Origin of the sequence: Gemmiger sp. An120 (assembly GCF_002160955.1) — a bacterium.
GTDB lineage: Bacteria > Bacillota > Clostridia > Oscillospirales > Ruminococcaceae > Gemmiger_A > Gemmiger_A avium.
In genome coordinates this window covers 307671-326883 of sequence record NZ_NFLN01000001.1, presented here as the reverse complement: position 1 = coordinate 326883, position 19213 = coordinate 307671, and the positions used below count along the sequence as shown (strand labels likewise).

The window sequence follows — 19213 nt, the reverse complement described above, 5'->3', positions numbered from 1 at the left end:
AAAGCAAGCACTCTGCGGTACCACTCTTATTGCCCGGAAATACCGGACCACTCTGTCCACATCGGGCTGCAGCCAGGCAGCCGAATGGGTGACAGGATAACGGCTGTCAGCCGGCGTAGCTTACTTGAGCCCGGTATCCGGGCGGTTCAGCCTGCAGCTCCGAGGGGATGCTTCGGGCAAAGCACGCTGCTGCCTTTCACCACCCGGCAGCTCTCTGAAAGCGGTCATTTGCCTTACTTGGCCTCATCAACGCTTTATCTTGATGAACTGGCAATGAGGCCATTATACCGCGTTCGGAGAAAAAGTCAACGGGCAGCCACAGGTTTTTCGCTTTTTCACAAAGATCTGTTCGGGTTTTCGCGCACGATTGCCCTTGACAGTTCTGTACGCTTACTTCTCGGCGATCGCTTCGATCTCGCACAGGGCGCCCTTGGGCAGATCCTTCACGGCCACGCAGCTGCGGGCGGGCTTGGAGGTGAAGAACTTGGCGTACACTTCGTTGAAGGCGGCAAAATCGCCCATGTTGGCCAGGAAGCAGGTGGTCTTGACAACCTTGTCGAAGCCGGAGCCGGCCGCTTCCAGAATGGCACCCACGTTCTTGCAGCTCCACTCCGCCTGGGCGGCGATGCCCTCGGGCATGTTGCCGGTGGCAGGATCTACCGGCAGCTGGCCGGAAGTGATGACGAGGTTGCCCACCTCATAGCCCTGAGAGTACGGTCCGATCGCGCCGGGAGCGTTGTTGGTAGCAATAACTTTCATTTGGATACATCCTCCTGTTTTCTGATTTTCTGTGCAATATCCCTCCGCCGCAGCGGGCGGAGGGACAGCAGCATTTTCTGATTTGATTATAGCACAAGGGGCCGCAAAATCAAGCTTGCTCCCCCTCAGCCTTGCGGGCCGCGGCGCCCTTCAGCCAGTCCTTGCCTTCCACCAGGCGGGCCACCATCATGGAGGCCAGGGTATCGCCGGAAGCGTTCAGGCAGGTGGCGGCGGGATCGAACAGGAAACCCAGGGTGGCAATCAGCGGGAACGCCTCTGCCGGGAAGCCAAACAGGCTGACAATCAGCATTTCGCCCACCAGGCCGCCGCCGGGCGCACCGCTGAGCACAAAGGCGGACATTACCGCCACCACGATGGCCATTGCATAGGTATCCACGCCGGTGAAGGGCATTCCGAACACGCCGAACAGGAACGCGATCTTCACAATGGAGCTCAGCACGGAACCGTCCATATGGGCTGTGGCGCCCAGCGGCAGAACCAGGTCGCTCACGTCCTTGGGTACACCGATGTTGTCGCAGGCTTCCTTGTTGACCGGCAGGGTGGCCACCGAACTCTGGGTGGCAAAGGCGGTAACCGCCGGGGCAAAGATGTTTTTGAGCATCTTTTTCACGCCGGTTTTACCGCCGGCAAACAGGGCGTACAGAGGGAAGAAAATCATCACATACAGCAGGCACAGCGGGTAGTACACCACCATGGAGCGGCCATAATCGCCCAGCAGTTCGGGGCCGAACTCACCGATCAGGTTGGCAAAATACGCGCCCAGGCCAATGGGGGCAATCTTCATGATCAGGTCCACGAACTTCATGATGACCTGGTTCAGGTTGCCCAGGAGTTTGCCCACCGGGCTCTCGTCACCGCCGCAGGCGGATACGCAGAAACCGAACAGAATAGCAAAGATGATCAGCGGCAGCATGTTCTGACGGCTGAGCAGTTCAGGGAAGTCGCTGACCGTCAGGCTGTTGACCAGCATTTCAGAAGCACTTTGCATCTCGCCCATCTCGGCCTGGCCCATCTGGATATTGGTACCGGCAGAAGGGCTGAACAAATTGACCCAGCAAAGCACGCAGACGCCTGCGATTGCGCCGGTAACCAGGAACACCAGAATGGTACTGCCCAGAATTTTGCCCAGGCGCTTCATGTTCAGCATACTGCCCACCGCCGAGGCAATGGACACAAACACCAGCGGCACCACAATGGTGAACAGCAGATTCAGAAAGATTTCGCCCAGGGGTTTCAGGGTCTGCCCCAGAGAGGGCGACACCACGCCAATGATGGAACCGACGGCAATGCCGCCCAGCAGCAGGATCGGGAGTTTGTACTGCTCCCAGAAGGACTTTTTGCGCACGGTCTGGTTAGCCATTGTATTGCTCCTTTTTCTCTTCTTCTTTTGGGTTGTCGTCCGGTATGGTTGTACGGTGATAAATCTGCCGCTTACAGCGCGTCCACGGCCGCCTGCAGCTGTTTCATGGCCTGTTCCAGCACACTGCGCGGGCAGGCCGCGTTGAGCCGCATAAAGCCGGTCAGGCTGCGGCCGAAACTCCAGCCCTCGTTCAGGCCCAGACCTGCTTTTTCAATCATAAAGCGGCGCAGCTCCTCGTTGCTCATATGCAGATCACGGCAATCCAGCCACATCAGATAGGTGGCATCCGGCACGGTGGGCTTGATGCGCGGGATATACTGCGCGCAGTAGTCCGCCACAAACCGGAAGTTGCCATCCAGATACACCAGCAGCTGCTCCAGCCATTCTTCGCCCTCATTGAAGGCAGCCTGCATGGCGGTCAGGCTGAACGCATTGTTCCGGTGAATGTCCATCGCGCCCCAGAACTTATCGTACACTTCCTTCATGCGCTTGTTCGGGAACACGGTGGTGGAGGCCTGCAGGCCTGCCAGGTTGAAGGTTTTGGTGCCGGAAATGCAGGTTACCACCTGGGAGGCTACCTCCGGAGACAGGCTGGCGGTGGGGATGTGCTTCTTGCCGTGGAAAATCAGATCGGAGTGGATCTCGTCGCTCACCAGCAGCACGTTGTATTTGCGGCACAGATCCGTCATGCGGGTCAGCTCTTCCCGTGTCCAGACAATACCCAGCGGGTTGTGGGGGCTGCACAGCAGGAACATACTCACCTGCGGCAGTTTTGCTTCAAAATCCTCCCAGTCGATGGTCCAGCGTCCATCCTTTTCCACCAGCTGGTTTTCCACAACCGTACGGTTCCAGGCTTCGGTCACATCATAGAACTCAGAATAGACCGGGGTCTGGATCAGCACCTTGCCGCCTTCCGGTGTAAAAAGCCGGACCAGGGCGCTCAGCGCCGGAACTACGCCAAGGCTCCAGCTGACCAGACTTTTATCAATCGTCCAGCCGTTGCGCCGCTGCTGCCAGCCGCAGATCGCATCGAAATAGCTGTCAGGACGGCTGGTGTATCCCCAAATTCCCTCCTGCGCCCGTGCGGTCAGCGCATCGATGATCGGCTGCGCGGTTTTGAAGTCCATATCCGCTACCCACAGAGGAATCACCTGATCGGTTCCGAATTTCTTGATCCGCTCGTCGTATTTGGCCGCGTTGTTGCGGCTGCGGTCTACTACCTGATCAAAATTGTACTGCATACTTCTGATCCGTCCTTCCCGTGTTGCTGCGAACCCGTTCGGCGTTCGCAAGATTTCGCTTTTCCTGTAGCAACTCCCGTGCCAACCATTCCAATTTTACCGGATGCGGCCGGAAGTTTCGGCGTTTTCTCTTACTATTTCTTGTCTCTTTTGTGTATTTTATCCCAATGTCGGGTCGCAAGCTTCTACGCAAATCGGCAGGGGCTTGCGGTTCAAATTTAATTGGTCACATCAACCAATTAACCAATTTGATTTTCCCGACAGAACCGGACCCCCTGTTCCGTGAGCCGGCTGCCGCCGCGTCCCCGGCTGATCTGCACCAGGCCCTCCCGGTTCAGCGCGGCCAGGATATGGCGCACCTCCAGTTGAGAGAGCGCGACCCCTTCCTCGCGGGCAGCACGCAGCAGGCTGTCGCGGCCTGCTCCCGCACCGGCCGCCAGCAGCAGCCGGCGCAGAACAAATCGTCTGGCTTCTTCCGAACCCGGCTGCTCCATCACCGGCTGCGGCACCGCACGGGCAGGCTGAGGGCGTTCCTCCCGCAGCGGGCAATACCGGAACGTGGGCGGCAGATCCTCCGGCCCGATCACGGCATTTCCGGTACAGCTGAAATACTCCACCACGTTGCGTAGCTCGCGGATATTGCCCCGCCACTGATGGCTGGCCAGCACAGCCCGTACCTCTTCCGACAGGCGGAATCGCGCCCCCAGCCTGGCCTGGAAATGCTCGATCAACAAAAACAGGTCTTCGCCCCGCTCCCGCAGCGGCGGAATCAGCACAGGCAGCGTATTCAGCCGGTAATACAGATCCCGGCGGAAACTGCCCTCTTCCACCCGCTGTTCCAGGTCTTCGTTGGTGGCCGCCACAATCCGCACGTTCACGCTGATGATCTGGTTGCCGCCCACCCGCATGATCTCCCGCTCCTGCAATACCCGCAGAAGCTTGATCTGCAGCGCGGGGCTCATGCCCTCCACCTCATCCAGGAAGAGAGTCCCGCCGTGGGCAAACTCAAACATGCCGGGCTTACCGCCCCGCCGTGCCCCGGTAAAGGCCCCATCCTCATAGCCGAACAGCTCGCTCTCCAGCAGGTTCTCCGGCATGGCGGCACAGTTCAGCGCCACAAACGGGCCGTTCGACCGGGGCGATGCGTTGTGCACCGCATGGGCAAACAGCTCCTTGCCCGTACCGGTTTCCCCGATCAGCAGAACCGGGAGGTCATTGGCCGCCATGCGCCGGGCAATGCTGACACTGCGTCGGATTGCCGCCGAATCGCCCAGCACGTCGTCAAAGGTATATTTGGCGTGATGGCCCTTGTGCAGCAGCTGGCTGCGCAGCTCGTTCTGGCGGTTTTCCGCGTCGCTGAACCGCTGCAGGCCGGCAAAGGCGCCGATGCAGTCTCCGCCCCGCAGGACCGGCGCCATGGTTACGTTCACATTGGTGCCGCCGATCTTCATGACCCGGGGCGGCAGAGGACGCCGGCTTTTCAGGCATTCCCGGAACGGCAGATAGGGATACACGGCGGTGGCCTCCTGATGAAGCGCCAGTTTGCTGTTTACCCCGGTAATTTCTTCCGCTTTTCGGTTACAGGCAAACACCTCCCCTTTCTCATTTACCCCAATCATGCCCTCTTCCAGGATTTCAAGCAGCAGTTCAAACTGGCTTTCCAGGCGGCGGCTTCGGTTGAACATCTGGTCAAAGCTGTAGGTATTGGCCGCCACCGCGTTCTGATACGCCTGAAACCGGGATGTTTCCAGCAATTCGTCCAGCCCAAGACGCAAAGCCGCCTCGGTCATGGTGGAGGCGGTCAGCACCCGCTGGCCAATATCCAGCACTTTTTTGATGCAGGGAGGGGCGTAACGCTGCTCATGGGGTGTTACCACAAGATCATAGTCTTCCGCCCGGACCCGCAGCGGAGACCCCGGATAGTACATCTCAAACACCAGCTGGTTGACCCCCAGCTGGTTCAAGCGGCTGACTGCCTCCCGGGCCATCTTATCGCTCAGATTGACAAACAGTACCCGTGTCCCCGCCGGAAGGTTTTGCAGCTGGCGAACCACTTCCCATAAAAATGTGACCTGGATCTCCATGACTTCGCCGTCAATGGGGATGTACTGACGCAGATCGCCCACCGATTCAAACGCGTCGGTGGAGACCATATACAAATCGGCCCGTTCCAGATTTTCCACCGAACCATCCCGCACACTGTAGGCGGAAATCTGGATCCGCGTGCCGAAAAGCTCCCGGATCTGCTTGGCATAAAACCGCCCCGCCTGCGGATCCAGCGCCACGATAGCGACCTTCTTTTTCATTGCTTCACCGCCCAAACCAATTTATGACCAATTACCAATTTACGCTTTTATATTGCCAGAAAAAGCGGCATTTTGTCAATACTTTTATAGTTTCTTACAAATCGCGCCTCAAATCCTGTTCAAAACCCTCGGCAAACTTTATTATTTAATTCTGGCATGGTTTTTGCTTGCTGATTTGTGAACGGTATTGCCGGTATGTATGGGAACCGGCCATTGATAAAAGGAGATGGAACCATATGCTGAACAAACAGGAAATGCTGACATTGCTTCGACAGGAGGTTGTTCCTGCGTTGGGCTGCACCGAACCGGTGTGCGTAGCGCTGGCCGCCGCCGATGCCTACCACGCCATCGGCGGGCAGATTGTATCGGTAAAGGTTCAGGTGAATCCCGGCGTATATAAAAACGGAATGTCGGTGGGCATTCCCGGTTTCGACCGGGTCGGTCTGAAATACGCAGCGGCACTGGGCGCTTGTCTGGGGAATCCGGAAAAAGGGCTGCAGCTTCTGGAAGAGATCAACAGCATTGTAAGCAAAGAGGCTACCCGCCTGGTGGAGGAAAAGCAGGTTTCGGTGACCATCGCGGAAGAGGAAACCCAGCTGTACGCCCATGCGGAGATCATCACGACCCGCGGACTGGGCATCAGCACCATCCGGAACACCCATTCCAATATCGTATTCACCAGCGCCAACAACCAGGTTCTGGTACAGAAAGAGTATTCCCTGGAAGGCGAGGACGAGCTGCACGAAAAGCTGCGCACCATGACGGTGGCCGAGATCCGGGAACTGGTGGACAGCGCTTCCGCCGAAGAACTGGATTTCATGATGGACGGCGCCAAAATGAACGGCGATCTGGCGGACTACGGGCTGGAGCACCCGCTGGGTATCGGAATCGCCAGCACCCTGAAGAATCAGCTTGGCACCGATGTGCTGGGCGACAACCTGTTCAGCAACACCATGGTACGGGTGGCCAGCAGTGCCGAGGGACGTATGAGCGGCTGCCCCTATGCGGTAATGAGCAGCGCGGGAAGCGGCAACCACGGCATCACGGCGATCATTCCTGTTATGGAGATGGCGCGTCATCAGAATGCCAGCCGGGAAGCCACCGTCAAGGCGCTGGCATTCTCCCACATGCTGAATGTGTACATCAAACTGTTTACCGGCAAGCTGAGCGCCACCTGCGGCTGCGGCGTGAGTGCTGCTGCCGCGGCCAGCGCCGCCATGGTCTGGCTGATGGGCGGCACCGATGCGCAGATGGGCGCCGCAATCATCAACATGTCCGCAAACCTGACCGGCATGATCTGCGACGGCGGCAAGATCGGCTGCGCCCTGAAGCTGGCCACCGCATCCAGCGCCGCCCTGATGAGCGCCTACCTGGCGGTGGGCGGCGTTGTGGTAAACGCAACCGACGGCATCTGTGCGATCACCCCGGAACAGGCCATCCGCAATATGGGCCGGATCAGCAACCCGGGCATGGTGGAGACCGACCGCACGATTCTGGACATTATGATCGAAAAGGACCACGGCGTGTAAAACACCTGGCTATACAGCAGCAGCGCGCCCCTTTGACAGGCCTGTCAAAGGGGCGCGCTGCTGTATTTTTATTTTTCGGAAGGCTCCTCGTGTTTGCCTTCCACAATTCCTTTATGGGATACCACGTTCAGGGCGGTACGCAAAATGATGCGGATGTCCAGCCAGAAACTCATATGAGCAACGTAGTAGCCGTCCAACTCTGCCTTGACCGGGATAGGGAGTTCGTCCCGGCCGTTGATCTGTGCCCAGCCGGTCAGGCCTGGCACGCAGTCGTTGGCACCATACTTATCCCGCTCGGCCACCAGATCGTCCTGGTTCCAGAGAGCGGGGCGCGGGCCCACAATGCTCATTTCCCCTTTCAGGATATTGAACAGCTGCGGCAGCTCATCCAGACTGGTCTTGCGCAGAAAATGCCCCACCGGCGTAATGAACGCATCCGGATTTTCCAGCATATGGGTGGGCATATCGTGCGGCGTATCGGTGCGCATACTGCGGAATTTGTAGATGGAGAAAAAGGTCTTGCCTTTTCCCACCCGTTTCTGCTTGAACAGCACCGGGCCGGGGCTGGAGAATTTTACGCAAAGGGCCAGCACGATCAGCAGGGGCGAAAGAACGATTACAGCCAGCAGGCTGAGAACGAAATCCATAACTCGCTTGAAACAGGCTCGGTACACGGGGCTGTCACATCCTCTCTTCTCCGCCGGCATTGTGATGGAAGGTAGGCACCATATCAATCAGTGCCTGCACCAGATTTTCGCTGTTGTTGCTGTAGGCAATCTGCTTGAGCGCCGACAGATGGTCAAAGAAAGTATTCTTGTTCATCTTCAGCGGCGCGCCAATGTAGATTTTTTCGCTGTCGGTTTTCTGCAGGCCTTCCTCGTCCATGAGCAGTTCCTCATACAGCTTTTCACCGGGGCGCAGGCCGGTAAACTTGATCTCGATGTCTTTATACGGGATAAAGCCGGAAAGCTTGATCAGGTTTTCGGCCAGTTCCAGAATCCGCATGGGCTTGCCCATATCCAGCACGAAGATCTCGCCGCCCTTGGCCATGGCGCCGGCCTCCAGCACCAGGCTGACCGCCTCGGAAATGGTCATAAAGTACCGGACGATATCCGGGTGGGTAACCGTGACCGGGCCGCCGCAGGCGATCTGATCCTTGAACAGCGGGATGACCGATCCGTTGGAGCCCAGTACATTGCCGAACCGAACCGCCACAAACCGGGTAGAGCCGCCCTGCTGGGCCATCGCCTGCACGATCATTTCGCACACCCGCTTGGTGGCCCCCATCACATTGGTGGGGTTGACGGCCTTATCGGTGGAAATCAGCACAAACTGCTCCGCACCGTATTTTTCCGCACAGATTGCCGTGTTGTAGGTGCCGAACACGTTGTTCTTGACCGCTTCTTCCGGGCTGCCCTCCATCAGCGGCACATGCTTGTGCGCCGCCGCATGGAACACCACCTGCGGCCGGTAGCGGGCAAACAGCGCATCCATCTTTTTGGAATCCCGCACCGAGGCAATCTGCACTTCCAGGTTCAGGGCAGTACCATACCGGCGCTTGAGTTCCTGCTGAATATCATACGCGCTGTTTTCGTAAATATCCACGATCAGCAGCTGCGCCGGGTTGTAGGACGCAATCTGCCGGCAGAGCTCCGAACCAATGGAGCCGCCGCCGCCGGTAACCATGATCCGCTTGCCGCCCACCAGCTGGGCAATCGTACTGGACAGGTGGATCTCTTCCCGGCCCAGCAGGTCTTCCACCCGCACATCGCGGATACGGGAGGCCAGGTCCTTGCCGTCGGTGATCATCTTGACAATATCCGGCAGGATCCGCACATTGCACTTGGTGCGGTTGCAGATGGACAGAATCCGGCGCTTGCCTTCTTCATCCAGCGTGGGAATGGCCAGCAGGATTGTTTCGATCTCGCAGCGTTCCACCAGTTCCGGAATATCCTCGGTGGTACCCATGATCTGCACGCCCATAATATACCGGCCCTGTTTTTCCGGCGCGTCGTCCACACAGCAGATGATGTTCATATCGGCGCTGGGCTTCTTGTACTGTTCATGCAGCAGGGTGGACGCCGCGTCCCCCGCGCCGATCAGCAGAGTACGCCGTGACTTGTTGCGGGACTGCCCCAGCCGCACGTTCCGGTACATCCGGTAGGTAAGCCGGGAGTACAGCGTCAGCGTAGTGGCAAACAGCGCGCTCAGGCAATAGACCGATATCGGCACCCGGCGCTCGCTGAATATGAACAGTGTACCCACCACAAACAGGGTCATGGCCACGGCAGATGCTACGCACAGCCGGAAAAACTCCACAATTTCCGCATACCGCCACAAGCTGTCGTACATGCCGAACAGGCCGTAGACGATCTCGTAACAGCAGACGAAGAAAAAGCAGCTGGCCACCAGCAGGCTGGCATAGTCCTGATACTGCACCCGCCCATTGATCAGCACCCAGGGCACCACATAGGCAATCGTAATAATGACTACGTCAAACAGGATCAGCACCTGCTTGCGAAAACGCCGTAAAAGGCCAAGTAGCATAGTAATCAAATCGGTTCCTCCATGGGCAGGCCGCATCCCACCGGCTGCCATTTGTTCCGCCGCGCAAAAAATAAGCCCTGCTGTACTGCAGCTGCAGGGCACAAAGATTCCGTTGTTTTGTCCTGTATTATTGTACACTATTTTACGTCAGGAATCAACGGATAACCCCACCGACATCCCATCACGGCACAAAAAACGGCTTCTGGCATCTGCAGAAGCCGTTTCAAAAGCATCGACTATCAGCGGTGGCCGATGCGCGGGGTGGCATTTTTAAAGCCTACTTCCAGCTGGTCCACCATGTCCAGGGACTTGGCGGTCCCCAGCGCCACGCAGTTGACCGTATCCGGAGAAAGGTGCACCCGCACCTTGAGTTCCTGCGACAGATACTCCGGCAAGCCGCGCAGCATGGCACCACCGCCGGTCAGCATGACACCATCGGCAAAGATGTCGCCGGCCAGTTCCGGCGGAGTATGCTCCAGGACCTGGTGCGCCGCGGCGGCAATCTGTTCCGCCAGCATCATAACCGGCTCGTACAGATCCTCGGTGCGGATCGCCACCCGCTGGGGAAGGCCGGTGATCAGACTGCGGCCTTTGACATCCATCGTGGCCGAGAAGTCCAGGCAGGGGCAGCAGGCCACCTGCTTCTTCAGTTCCTCCGCCATCCGCTGGCCGATGGCAATGCTGTATTTCTGGCGCACAAACTTCAGAATTTCGTCGTCAAAGGTATTGCCGGCGATATCCACACCCGCCGACTGCACCTTGCCGCCCAGACTGATCACGGCGATATCGGTGGTGCCGCCGCCGATGTCAATAATCATACAGCCGCGGGGCTGCATAATATCCACGCCGCTGCCCAGAGCCGCCGCCAGCGGTTCGTCGATCAGGTACACCTGCCGGGCACCGGCCGCCACAACGGCTTCCACCACAGCATCGCTTTCAATGCCGGTGATGGCCGCCGGTACGCACACCGCCACGCGGGGCTTGATAAACCGGGAATCATACACCAGATTCACAAACCGGCCGATCATTTCCTGGGTGATTTTATGATCCGAGATTACGCCGTCTTTCAGCGGACGGATTGCCTCAATATAGCTGGGCGTCCGGCCTACCATGGCCAGTGCCTGCTCCCCTACGGCCAGCACCTGGTTTTTCCGGCGGTCCACCGCCACAATGCTGGGCTGGTTGAGCACCACGCCCTTCCCCTCTACTGCCACGATCACGGTAGTAGTGCCAAGATCGATCCCGATATCGTTCTGCGCCATACTATGCCTCTCCTTTATTCTATTCTGAAACACGCGGATCCTTCGACGACCCGCTTGTGATGATTCGTTTTACATGTCATCCCGGCCTGGGAATGACGCCGCAATGCAGACCAGATCCACCGACTGCGCCCCGGCCCGAAGCAGCACCCGGGCACACTCGTTCGCGGTGCCGCCGGTTGTGATGACGTCATCCACCAGCAAAATCCGCCGCCCGGCTACAGGCTGCTGCCGGACAACACATACCGCCCCGCGGGCATTGCGCAGCCGGTCCTTTCCGTTCAGGCCCTCCTGCGGTTCCCTGCCCGGCATCTTTTTCAGGACGTCCTGCCAGGGAACCCCTGTTGCCCGGCTCAGGCGGATTGCCAGCAGACGGGCAGGCTGCCATGTCCGCCGGTGGGAGGAGGGTGCGGGCACGATCAGATCCGCCGGGGCCAGCGGCAGCCGCTCTGCCTGCATTGTACCATAGGCAGCAGCAAAATCGCAACCGAACAAGGTCGCCATCTGCGCCCCGAACCAGCGGGCGGCATCCGGATGGCCGCCTTTCTTGAACCGGAGCACCCCGCCGCGTGCCAGGCCTTTATACCGGTACAGCGCGGCGGCGCGGCCCAGGTTGTCGATATGGAATTCTGTTTCCGGCAGATGGGGCGGACGCAGCACAAGCCGGTGCAGCTGGGCAGCGCAGTCCGGGCACTCTGTCAGAGGCCCCAGCACCTGCCCGCAGAATGGGCAGCGCGGCGGATACACCAGGTCCAGCATCCGCTGCACGGCGGGCTTCATCCGCCAATCTCCTGGCTGAGCAGCCAGCCCAGTGCACTGTAGCGCATGTTCTGGCGCACGTTGGCCACCATAGCCGACACCATGGCACGGCGCCCGGGAATCACGCACAGACTGCGCGCACGGGTAACGCCGGTATAGAACAGATTGCGGTACCGCAGTTTTTCCGGCACATCCGCCGTGGGCAGCACCACAGCCGGGAACTCGTTACCCTGGCTTTTGTGCACGGTAACCGCATAGGCAATTTCCAGTTCTGCCAGGTTTTCCTGGCCATAGGTAACGCAGCGGTCATCCATCTGCACCCGCATTGTCCCCTGTGCCGGATCGATGGCGGTCACAATTCCCACGTCGCCGTTATAGGCGCCCACGCCGGTCTCGCCGCCGTCCCGCTCAAAGGGAATATCGTAGTTGTTGCGCACCTGCATCACCTTGTCCCCTACCCGGAACACGCGGCCGGCGGTTTCGATCTGGGCCAGGCCGGGACGGGGCGGATTGAGACGCTGCTGCAGCTGCTTGTTGAGTTCCACGGTGCCCACCGGACCGATCTTGGTGGGGCACAGCACCTGGATATCCCGGATCGGGTCAAAGCCATAGCGGCGGGGCAGCCGGGTGCAGACCAGGTCGCACACCAGCTGCTGGCAGGCAGCGCCGTCCGCTTCGATCATGAAGAAATCATCGTCCTTGCCGCCGTTGAGCAACGGTTCGCCCTCCACGATCCGGTGGGCGTTGGAGACGATCAGGCTTTTGGCGGCCTGGCGGAAAATCTCATTCAGGCAGACGGTGGGAAGACTGCCTGCCCGGAGCACCTCTCCCAGGATATTGCCCGGCCCTACGCTGGGCAGCTGGTTGGCATCCCCTACCATGATAATGCGGCAGCCCACCCGCAGCGCGGCCAGCAGACTCTGGAACAGCTTGACGTCCACCATACTCATCTCGTCCAGAATCACCGCATCACAGCGCAGCAGATTCTTTTCGTTATGAATGAACCGCACGACGCCGCCGGTATAGTCCACCTCCAGCAGGCGGTGGATGGTGGAAGCCCGGTGGCCGGTGAGTTCTTCCAGCCGTTTGGCGGCCCGGCCGGTGGGGGCACAGAGCGACACCCGTTCGCCCTGATGTTCCAGCAGCGCAATGATGGCATTGACGGTGGTGGTTTTGCCGGTGCCCGGCCCGCCGGTAAGCACCATCACCCGGCTGGACACCGCCATCCGGATGGCTTCCCGCTGGGCGGGCGCATAGGAAAATCCCTGGCCCCGTTCCAGCGCCTGCAGGTTGATCTCCACGTCCCGGGGCGGCTGGGCCGGATGTGCAGCCAGATCCCGCAGCCGGGCGGCGATGTCCTGCTCTGCGCAGAGAAGGTCCGGCAGGAAGATGAATTCCCGTTCGCCCATGGGCAGGCTGCGGACCTCATCCTCTTCCAGAGCGCGGGAAAGCTGACGGTCCACCCGTTCCGGCTCCACCCCCAAAAATCGGGCCACCGAGGTGACCAGCTGGATTCGGGGCAGGCAGGTATGGCCATTGCCCGCATTGAGGCGCAGGGTGTACAGCAGCGCGGCACTGACCCGCAGTTCGCTGTCCTGCCCCAGCTGCAGTTCGGCGGCGATCTTATCCACCTGGGTAAAACGCATCTGCAGCGGTTCCCCGCAGAGCAGGTAGGGATTCTGCGTCAGGGCATCCACTGTGGCAGGGCCCAGGTGCCGGAACACCTCCACCGCCCGGGAAGGCGAGATACCGAAGCGGCCCAGCCAGGTAATGGCCTCCCGCACCCCGAACATACGCTGAAATTCATGCTGAATGGCCCGGGCTTTTTCAGAGGTAATGCCCCGGATAAAGGTAAGCTGTTCCGGATCGGAGGCAATTATATCCAGGGTCTGCATGCCAAACCGGTCGATAATCTTGCGCGCCGTGGCCGCGCCGATATAGGGCAGTGCCCCGCTGGACAGATACACCTGCAGAGCGGTCAGGTCCTGCGGCACAGCGGTTTCGCAGCTTTGCGCCTGAAACTGAAAGCCATAGGTTTTGTGTTCGCCAAAGGTGCCGTACACGGTAACGGATTCGCCTTCGTGCACCTCACCGATGGTTCCGGCAACCGCGTGGAGTTCCCCATCGGCAGCCAGTTCAAAAACGGTGTAGCCGGTTTCACTGTTCTCGTAGATAACCCGCGCCACCGTTCCCTGCAGCGCCTGCAGCGTTTCTTCCATCTCCGGCCACCCCCTCTGTTTGCGGTTTGTGCAGCGGGTGCCCGCCGCACAGCATTATTTTTATTATATCGCTCCCGCCGCGGTTTGTAAACAAAAGCCGGGCCCCGCACAGGGCCCGGCAAGGATTCATTTTTCGGCGTCTTCGGCGGTTTTTTTGTCCTCCGCCTGGGCAACCTGGAGCATGATGGCGCATTCCATCCGCTTGCGGAACAGCTCACAGCCGTACTCGTACACGCCGCGGATGCTGCCGGTGGCGTGGTAGGCGTTGGCCGCGCAGCCGCCGGAGCAGTACAACCGGGCCCAGCAGTCTTTGCAGCCGGGACGGGCGTACACATTGCAGAGTTTGAACTCATCCCGCAGCTCGGTGTTGGTCACTCCCTGCCACACATCGCCCATCCGGTACTTCTCGTCCCCCACAAACTGATGGCAGGGGTACAGATCACCCCAGGGGGTGACGGCCAGGTACTCGGTGCCGCTGCCGCAGCCCGCGATCCGCTTGTAGATGCAGGGGCCGTGGGTCAGGTCGATCATGTAGTGATAGAAGGTGAACGGACGGCCCTCCCGGCGGCGGCGCAGCATCTCATTGGCCAGGATCTCGTACTGCTCTTTCAGCACGGGCAGGTCTTCCTCGGTCAGGGCGTAGGGCTCGCCGGGGGCGCAGACCACCGGCTCCATGCTCAGCTCGGTAAAGCCCAGGTCGGCCATGTGGAAGATGTCGTTGGTGAAATCCAGGTTGTTGTGGGTGAAAGTGCCCCGCACATAGTAGTCCTTGTTGCCGCGGCGGCGGGCAAACTCCTGGAATTTGGGCACGATCTTGTCGTAGCTGCCCTCCCCCGCATAGTTGCGGCGCAGACGGTCATGGACTTCCTTGCGGCCGTCCAGACTCATGACCACATTGTGCATCTCTTTGTTGGCGAACTCGATCACCTCATCGTCCACCAGCACGCCGTTGGTGGTCAGGGTGAAGCGGAAATTCTTGTTCTTTTCTTTTTCGATGCTGCGGGCGTAGGCCACCAGATCCTTGACGACCTGCCAGTTCATCAGCGGCTCGCCGCCGAAGAAGTCCACTTCCAGGTTGCGGCGGGTGCCGGAATGCGCCACCAGGAAGTCCAGCGCCTGCTTGCCCACCTCAAAGCTCATGAGGGCCCGGTCGCCGTGGTACTTGCCCTGGCTGGCAAAGCAGTATTCACAGTTCAGGTTGCAGGTATGCGCCACATGCAGGCACAGTGCCTTGATATCGTTGCTGCGCTTTTTGAAATCGAACGCCATATCGGCGTACACATCTTCGCTGTAGAGCTTGCCGGCTTTCTGCAGCGCGCGCACATCCTCGATGCAATCCCGCAGGTCCTGCTCGGTAACATCTGGACGGTCGCCGTACTTTTCCAGCATCCGGCGCACGATCTCGTCTTCCGGGGTCTGGGGGTAGAGGGCGATAATGTCATAGGCTACCTCATCCACCACATGCACAGAGCCGCTGTACACGTCCAGCACGATGTTGTAGCCGTTCAATTTATACTGATGGATCATGAACCCACATTTCCTTTCTCTGACGGGCAGGGTAAAGTGATGAATATAAGAAGCCGCCAAAAAATCTGCGGCGGCGAAAAACGCAAAAAATACCGCCTGCGCACGCACAATGCGGCAGGCGGTACGCTGCAGGACGAAACTTACTTTTCGTTCTTATGCTCGCACATCTGGTTGGCAACACCGCAGGAGGTCTTGCAGGCAGACTGGCAGGAAGTCTGGCATTCGCCACAGCCGCCGTTCTGCACGCTCTGGGCCAGGTCACGGGTCTCGAGAGTCTGAATACGGTTCATTGATGCGTACCCCTTTCCAAAACCATACGTCTGCGGCCAGGCAAACGCCCGGTGCAGCGCATTGGGAATTTTTGATTATTATACACTGGATACGGCAGCTTCGTCAATACCCTCTTTCGCGCCGCCCGCCAAAGCCATGAATACCGCCGCCGGAAGCAGGAACGCAAAAACCAGCACATAGCGCAGTTGGATGTAGCTGGGCGCCCCCAGCAGCAGGCCCACCCACACCAGATACATGGGCAAATACGCCAGAAGCAGCCGGGTCTGGCGCCGCAGCGCCAGGATGATCCCGCACAGGATTACGCCGAAAATCACAAGGGCCGGCGGCGGGAAGGTTGCCCGCGCCTCCAGTTCGTCCCGCAGGCCGTTCCAGCCGGTAAGCCAGAGCACCAGGTCTTTGCTGGTGATGCCGTAGGCGCCATTGCTGTCCTCATAGGGGAAGGAATAACTGCCCCCGTCAAACCGCGGGTTAATATAGCCCATTACCTCGGCGGCCCAGGCACGGAGATAGATCCGCCACTGGCTGGGCAGCAGCCGCAGCCAGCTTTGCAGCAGATCCAGCTTGGCCTGCCAGCTTCCAAAGTAACCGATGTTGAAGTCCGGGCTTGCCTTGATGGGGTCCACCGTGACCGGCGAATAGGCCTGCCCCAGGGCCGATACCGGGATGATATTCTCGATGCTCAGCGCATTGTGTTCGGTGAAGGCCTCCGGTTCCGAAGCTGCCACGGCCCCCAGCTGCTGCAGGGGAATGGCCCAGGCTTCGGCGGTAAGGCGGCTTTGCAGCCCCAGTGCGGAATACACAGGGCCCGTAATCAGCTTGATTGCAATCAGCATAGGCAGCAGTACGGTCAGAACCCTGTGGCGGGCGGGCTTGAAAGCGGCAAACAGCACCAAGGAAACTACCGCGGCGATAGGCCAGCCGTTGCCCCGCAGAAAACAAAGCAGCAAGGTCAGCACTGCCAGCCGTACTGCCGGGCCGCGCCGGCGCAGGTTCTCCCCATGGCAGCGGGCGGTATCGTACAGGAACAGGCAATACAGGGCAAGCACTGCGTTGAACAGCGGGTCTTTCCACATGACCAGGCTCTGGAAAGCATACATCGTAGTACCGCAAAACAGCGACAGGCCCATGACCGTCCAAAGGAGCCCACCGCCCCGGCGGCGGATCCATACCAGCGTGTATGCCAACACGCCTGCGATTACGGTCATCTGCATAAACCCGAACAGATAAGCACCTACTTCAATCATGCCAAGTTTGTAGAAGGGCCCCAGGATGAACCGCAGCAGCAACGTATAGGAAATCGGATGGGCGTCGTTCAGGCCTCCCTCAAAGGCCTGTTTCAGCAGCTGAACCGAGTCCACATCCAGCCGCACCGGTCCCCAGCACAAAAACACTGGCATCCAAAGCACCAGAATCACGCCGGTGTAGAGAAGCCAGGTACGCCACACAGGGCCCTCTGGTGCAGAAAGCGGGCGCAGCGGGCACCGGATTGCAAACCGGCACAGCCCCAGCACGGCCGGGAACAGCAGCGCTGCCATCAGCAGCCAGAAAAAGAGAAATGCCAGCCCCAAAGACGCTGCCAGAACCCCCTGAATCTGCAGGCAAAAGCAGAACACCAGACAGAATCCGCCGCAGAGAATGCTCTCACGCCGGTCCGGCCGGCCGTTCAGCCCCTGCAGGGTACACAGCAGAAACAGGATGAAAAACACGCCCATTCTCACCGGACCCCAAACCTGGCAGGCAAAGTACACCAACAGCGCACAAAACAGCACGCTGATCAGCGCCGCGGCCGGAAGATGGCGGCGATTTCGCATTGCAAAATTTTCAAACGTTTTTGTCAATCGGTCCACGTAGATTCCTCTCTTTCGATCCCCATTCCGCAATCAGGACAGCTTTATTCCGCCAAAATCCGCAAGGCACCGTTCTCTTCGCCGCTGTGCAGCACCACGCCGCGGGCTGTCAATGCCCGGCATCCCTGCAGGAACGCTTCATCCACCCGCTCGCCGGGCAGAATCAGCGGAATTCCCGGCGGATATGCCCACAGATAGCCGGCGCTGATCCGGCCTGCCGCCTGCTCCAGCGGCATCGGAGCCGCCGGGCGTTCCATCGCCTGCCAGGGCGGCAGAACCGCCTCGGGCACAGGCAGCGGCGGCAGCGGTGCGGGCGGCGGTACGGCAGGCAGCGTTTCATCGATAGCGCGCAGCGCCCTGGCCAGGGCACCCAGCGTTTCGTCCGTATCGCCCGGGCCGGTCATGGCCAGGGCCCAGTCCGCCCCGGCCATCTCCAGTTCCAGATTGTATTCTTCCCGCAGGCGGTCTTTCAATTCCCGGCCGGTCAGCGGGCCGGAGCCGATCACAATTTTGCCGGGATCCCGGGCAAAGGGCAGGCTGAGTTCGTCCCCCAGCAGGCGCAGACTGTGCAGGGGGCCGGTCTCCCGGCGGAAGCGTTCCAGACGCTCCCGCCAGGCAGGCAGAGCTTTTTCTCCCTGCTCCGTCAGCCAGTCTACGCAGCCGTCCAGCGAAGCCATCAGCAGGTAAGAGGGGCTGCTGGTCTCAAAAACAGCCAGCTGCCTGTCCACCGCCGACGGGTCTGCCAGCGGGCCGGCGCAGTGCAGAATCGCCGTCTGGGTCAGGCTGGGCAGGGTTTTGTGCAGGCTTTGGATCACTAGGTCCGCCCCGGCCGCCACGGCCCCCGCCGGGAACGCCCCATACAGCCCCAGATGGGCGCCGTGGGCCTCGTCCACCAGCACCGGCACTCCTGCGTCGTGGGCCAGTTTCACCAGGGCTGGCAGATCGCTCAGGAGGCCCTCATAGGTGGGGCTGGTCAGGATGACCAGTTTGGCATCCGGAAAGCGGGCCAGGCCCTGCGCCAGGCTTTCCGGGCTGACCGGCCCGGCAAAGCTCCAGCCTGGCACCGGCTGCGGCTGCAAAAACGCGGGGCGCAGGCGGCAAAGTTCCAGCGCGTGGAACACCGATTTATGGCAGGCGCGGGCCACCAGCACCCGGCTGCCCGCCGGGGCCAGCGCCCGGATGCCCGCCAGGATCCCTCCGGTAGAACCATTGATCAAAAACCAGCTTTTCCGCACGCCCCAAAGCGCTGCCGCCCGCTCCTGCGCGGCCCGAAGAATCCCCTGGGCGTCATGCAGATCGTCAAATCCGGTGATCTCGGTGATGTCCAGCCTGGCTCCCAGGGTATGCAGATACTCCGCCAGCGCCTCGTTGCGCTTGTGCCCCGGCATATGCAGGGGGATCTGGCCGGATTTTGACAGTTCTTCCAGACGGGCCAGCAGCGACAGTGCTTTCATGGATGCCTCTTTTCAACTTACAGGAAAGCGGCGGGTGAAGCAGGGGTACTCTCCCCCGCCCCGCCCGCCGGTTCAGTTTCGCTCATTCACCGCA

Annotated in this window: 14 protein-coding genes and 1 other annotated feature (1 of these 15 running past the window's edge); of the genes, 1 reads left to right on the top strand and 13 read right to left on the bottom strand. The window is 59.9% G+C overall.

The window, feature by feature from the left end; genetic code table 11:
* Positions 1 to 259 (bottom strand) — a binding site (T-box leader) (it extends 19 nt beyond the left edge of the window).
* A 131-nt stretch (positions 260 to 390) separates the two neighbouring features.
* The 4 genes from B5E65_RS01480 to B5E65_RS01465 all read right to left on the bottom strand — a co-directional run bounded on the left by B5E65_RS01480 (position 391) and on the right by B5E65_RS01465 (position 5687).
* Complete coding sequence (locus tag B5E65_RS01480; RefSeq protein ID WP_087170006.1) at positions 391 to 759, bottom strand: RidA family protein; 369 nt, start codon at positions 757 to 759, stop codon at positions 391 to 393.
* A 109-nt stretch (positions 760 to 868) separates the two neighbouring features.
* Positions 869 to 2140, bottom strand: coding sequence for a dicarboxylate/amino acid:cation symporter (locus B5E65_RS01475; protein WP_087170005.1), 1272 nt, complete (start codon positions 2138 to 2140; stop codon positions 869 to 871).
* Between the two features lie 71 nt (positions 2141 to 2211).
* Entirely contained in the window at positions 2212 to 3381 is a 1170-nt protein-coding gene (locus B5E65_RS01470) for a MalY/PatB family protein (RefSeq protein ID WP_087170004.1), read from the bottom strand.
* A gap of 239 nt (positions 3382 to 3620) precedes the next feature.
* Positions 3621 to 5687, bottom strand: a complete 2067-nt coding sequence (locus tag B5E65_RS01465) for a sigma-54 interaction domain-containing protein (protein ID WP_087170003.1) — start codon at positions 5685 to 5687, stop codon at positions 3621 to 3623.
* A 236-nt stretch (positions 5688 to 5923) separates the two neighbouring features.
* On the opposite strand from B5E65_RS01465, the gene B5E65_RS01460 reads away from it, so the two are divergent.
* Positions 5924 to 7216 (top strand): L-cysteine desulfidase family protein, encoded by a 1293-nt coding sequence (locus tag B5E65_RS01460; protein WP_087170002.1) that lies wholly within the window; start codon positions 5924 to 5926, stop codon positions 7214 to 7216.
* Positions 7217 to 7284: 68 nt separating this feature from the next.
* Here B5E65_RS01460 and B5E65_RS01455 read toward each other — a convergent pair whose 3' ends face one another.
* The 9 genes from B5E65_RS01455 to B5E65_RS01415 form a co-directional block, all read right to left on the bottom strand.
* The gene (locus B5E65_RS01455; protein ID WP_275532852.1) at positions 7285 to 7890 is read right to left on the bottom strand and encodes a sugar transferase; all 606 of its coding nucleotides are present in this window, start codon (positions 7888 to 7890) and stop codon (positions 7285 to 7287) included.
* A gap of 7 nt (positions 7891 to 7897) precedes the next feature.
* Positions 7898 to 9763 carry a polysaccharide biosynthesis protein gene (locus B5E65_RS01450; protein ID WP_087170000.1) on the bottom strand — a complete coding sequence of 622 codons (1866 nt, stop codon included), beginning with the start codon at positions 9761 to 9763 and terminating at the stop codon, positions 7898 to 7900.
* A 239-nt stretch (positions 9764 to 10002) separates the two neighbouring features.
* Positions 10003 to 11025 carry a rod shape-determining protein gene (mreB, locus tag B5E65_RS01445; RefSeq protein ID WP_087169999.1) on the bottom strand — a complete coding sequence of 341 codons (1023 nt, stop codon included), beginning with the start codon at positions 11023 to 11025 and terminating at the stop codon, positions 10003 to 10005.
* Positions 11026 to 11094: 69 nt separating this feature from the next.
* Positions 11095 to 11802, bottom strand: a complete 708-nt coding sequence (locus B5E65_RS01440; RefSeq protein WP_087169998.1) for a ComF family protein — start codon at positions 11800 to 11802, stop codon at positions 11095 to 11097.
* Positions 11799 to 14000, bottom strand: coding sequence for an SF1B family DNA helicase RecD2 (recD2, locus tag B5E65_RS01435; RefSeq protein WP_087169997.1), 2202 nt, complete (start codon positions 13998 to 14000; stop codon positions 11799 to 11801). Before recD2 ends, B5E65_RS01440 begins: the two co-directional genes overlap by 4 nt.
* A gap of 126 nt (positions 14001 to 14126) precedes the next feature.
* Positions 14127 to 15527 carry a thioether cross-link-forming SCIFF peptide maturase gene (gene scfB, locus B5E65_RS01430; RefSeq protein WP_087169996.1) on the bottom strand — a complete coding sequence of 467 codons (1401 nt, stop codon included), beginning with the start codon at positions 15525 to 15527 and terminating at the stop codon, positions 14127 to 14129.
* A gap of 140 nt (positions 15528 to 15667) precedes the next feature.
* A complete protein-coding gene (gene scfA, locus B5E65_RS01425) occupies positions 15668 to 15817 on the bottom strand; it encodes a six-cysteine ranthipeptide SCIFF (protein WP_087169995.1) in 150 nt (49 codons plus the stop codon).
* 78 nt (positions 15818 to 15895) lie between these two features.
* Entirely contained in the window at positions 15896 to 17530 is a 1635-nt protein-coding gene (locus B5E65_RS01420; RefSeq protein ID WP_143402940.1) for a DUF6020 family protein, read from the bottom strand.
* Positions 17531 to 17709: 179 nt separating this feature from the next.
* Complete coding sequence (locus B5E65_RS01415) at positions 17710 to 19119, bottom strand: aminotransferase class I/II-fold pyridoxal phosphate-dependent enzyme (RefSeq protein WP_087169993.1); 1410 nt, start codon at positions 19117 to 19119, stop codon at positions 17710 to 17712.
* Positions 19120 to 19213 lie beyond the last annotated feature (94 nt).

Coding starts and splice junctions, on each gene's coding strand:
- B5E65_RS01480 (WP_087170006.1), bottom strand. CDS start 759: ATGAAAGTTATTGCTACCAACAACGCTCCCGGCGCGATCGGACCGTAC.
- mreB (WP_087169999.1), bottom strand. CDS start 11,025: ATGGCGCAGAACGATATCGGGATCGATCTTGGCACTACTACCGTGATC.
- scfB (WP_087169996.1), bottom strand. CDS start 15,527: ATGATCCATCAGTATAAATTGAACGGCTACAACATCGTGCTGGACGTG.
- B5E65_RS01475 (WP_087170005.1), bottom strand. CDS start 2,140: ATGGCTAACCAGACCGTGCGCAAAAAGTCCTTCTGGGAGCAGTACAAA.
- B5E65_RS01460 (WP_087170002.1), top strand. CDS start 5,924: ATGCTGAACAAACAGGAAATGCTGACATTGCTTCGACAGGAGGTTGTT.
- B5E65_RS01470 (WP_087170004.1), bottom strand. CDS start 3,381: ATGCAGTACAATTTTGATCAGGTAGTAGACCGCAGCCGCAACAACGCG.
- recD2 (WP_087169997.1), bottom strand. CDS start 14,000: ATGGAAGAAACGCTGCAGGCGCTGCAGGGAACGGTGGCGCGGGTTATC.
- B5E65_RS01465 (WP_087170003.1), bottom strand. CDS start 5,687: ATGAAAAAGAAGGTCGCTATCGTGGCGCTGGATCCGCAGGCGGGGCGG.
- B5E65_RS01420 (WP_143402940.1), bottom strand. CDS start 17,530: ATGGGCGTGTTTTTCATCCTGTTTCTGCTGTGTACCCTGCAGGGGCTG.
- B5E65_RS01450 (WP_087170000.1), bottom strand. CDS start 9,763: ATGCTACTTGGCCTTTTACGGCGTTTTCGCAAGCAGGTGCTGATCCTG.
- scfA (WP_087169995.1), bottom strand. CDS start 15,817: ATGAACCGTATTCAGACTCTCGAGACCCGTGACCTGGCCCAGAGCGTG.
- B5E65_RS01415 (WP_087169993.1), bottom strand. CDS start 19,119: ATGAAAGCACTGTCGCTGCTGGCCCGTCTGGAAGAACTGTCAAAATCC.
- B5E65_RS01440 (WP_087169998.1), bottom strand. CDS start 11,802: ATGAAGCCCGCCGTGCAGCGGATGCTGGACCTGGTGTATCCGCCGCGC.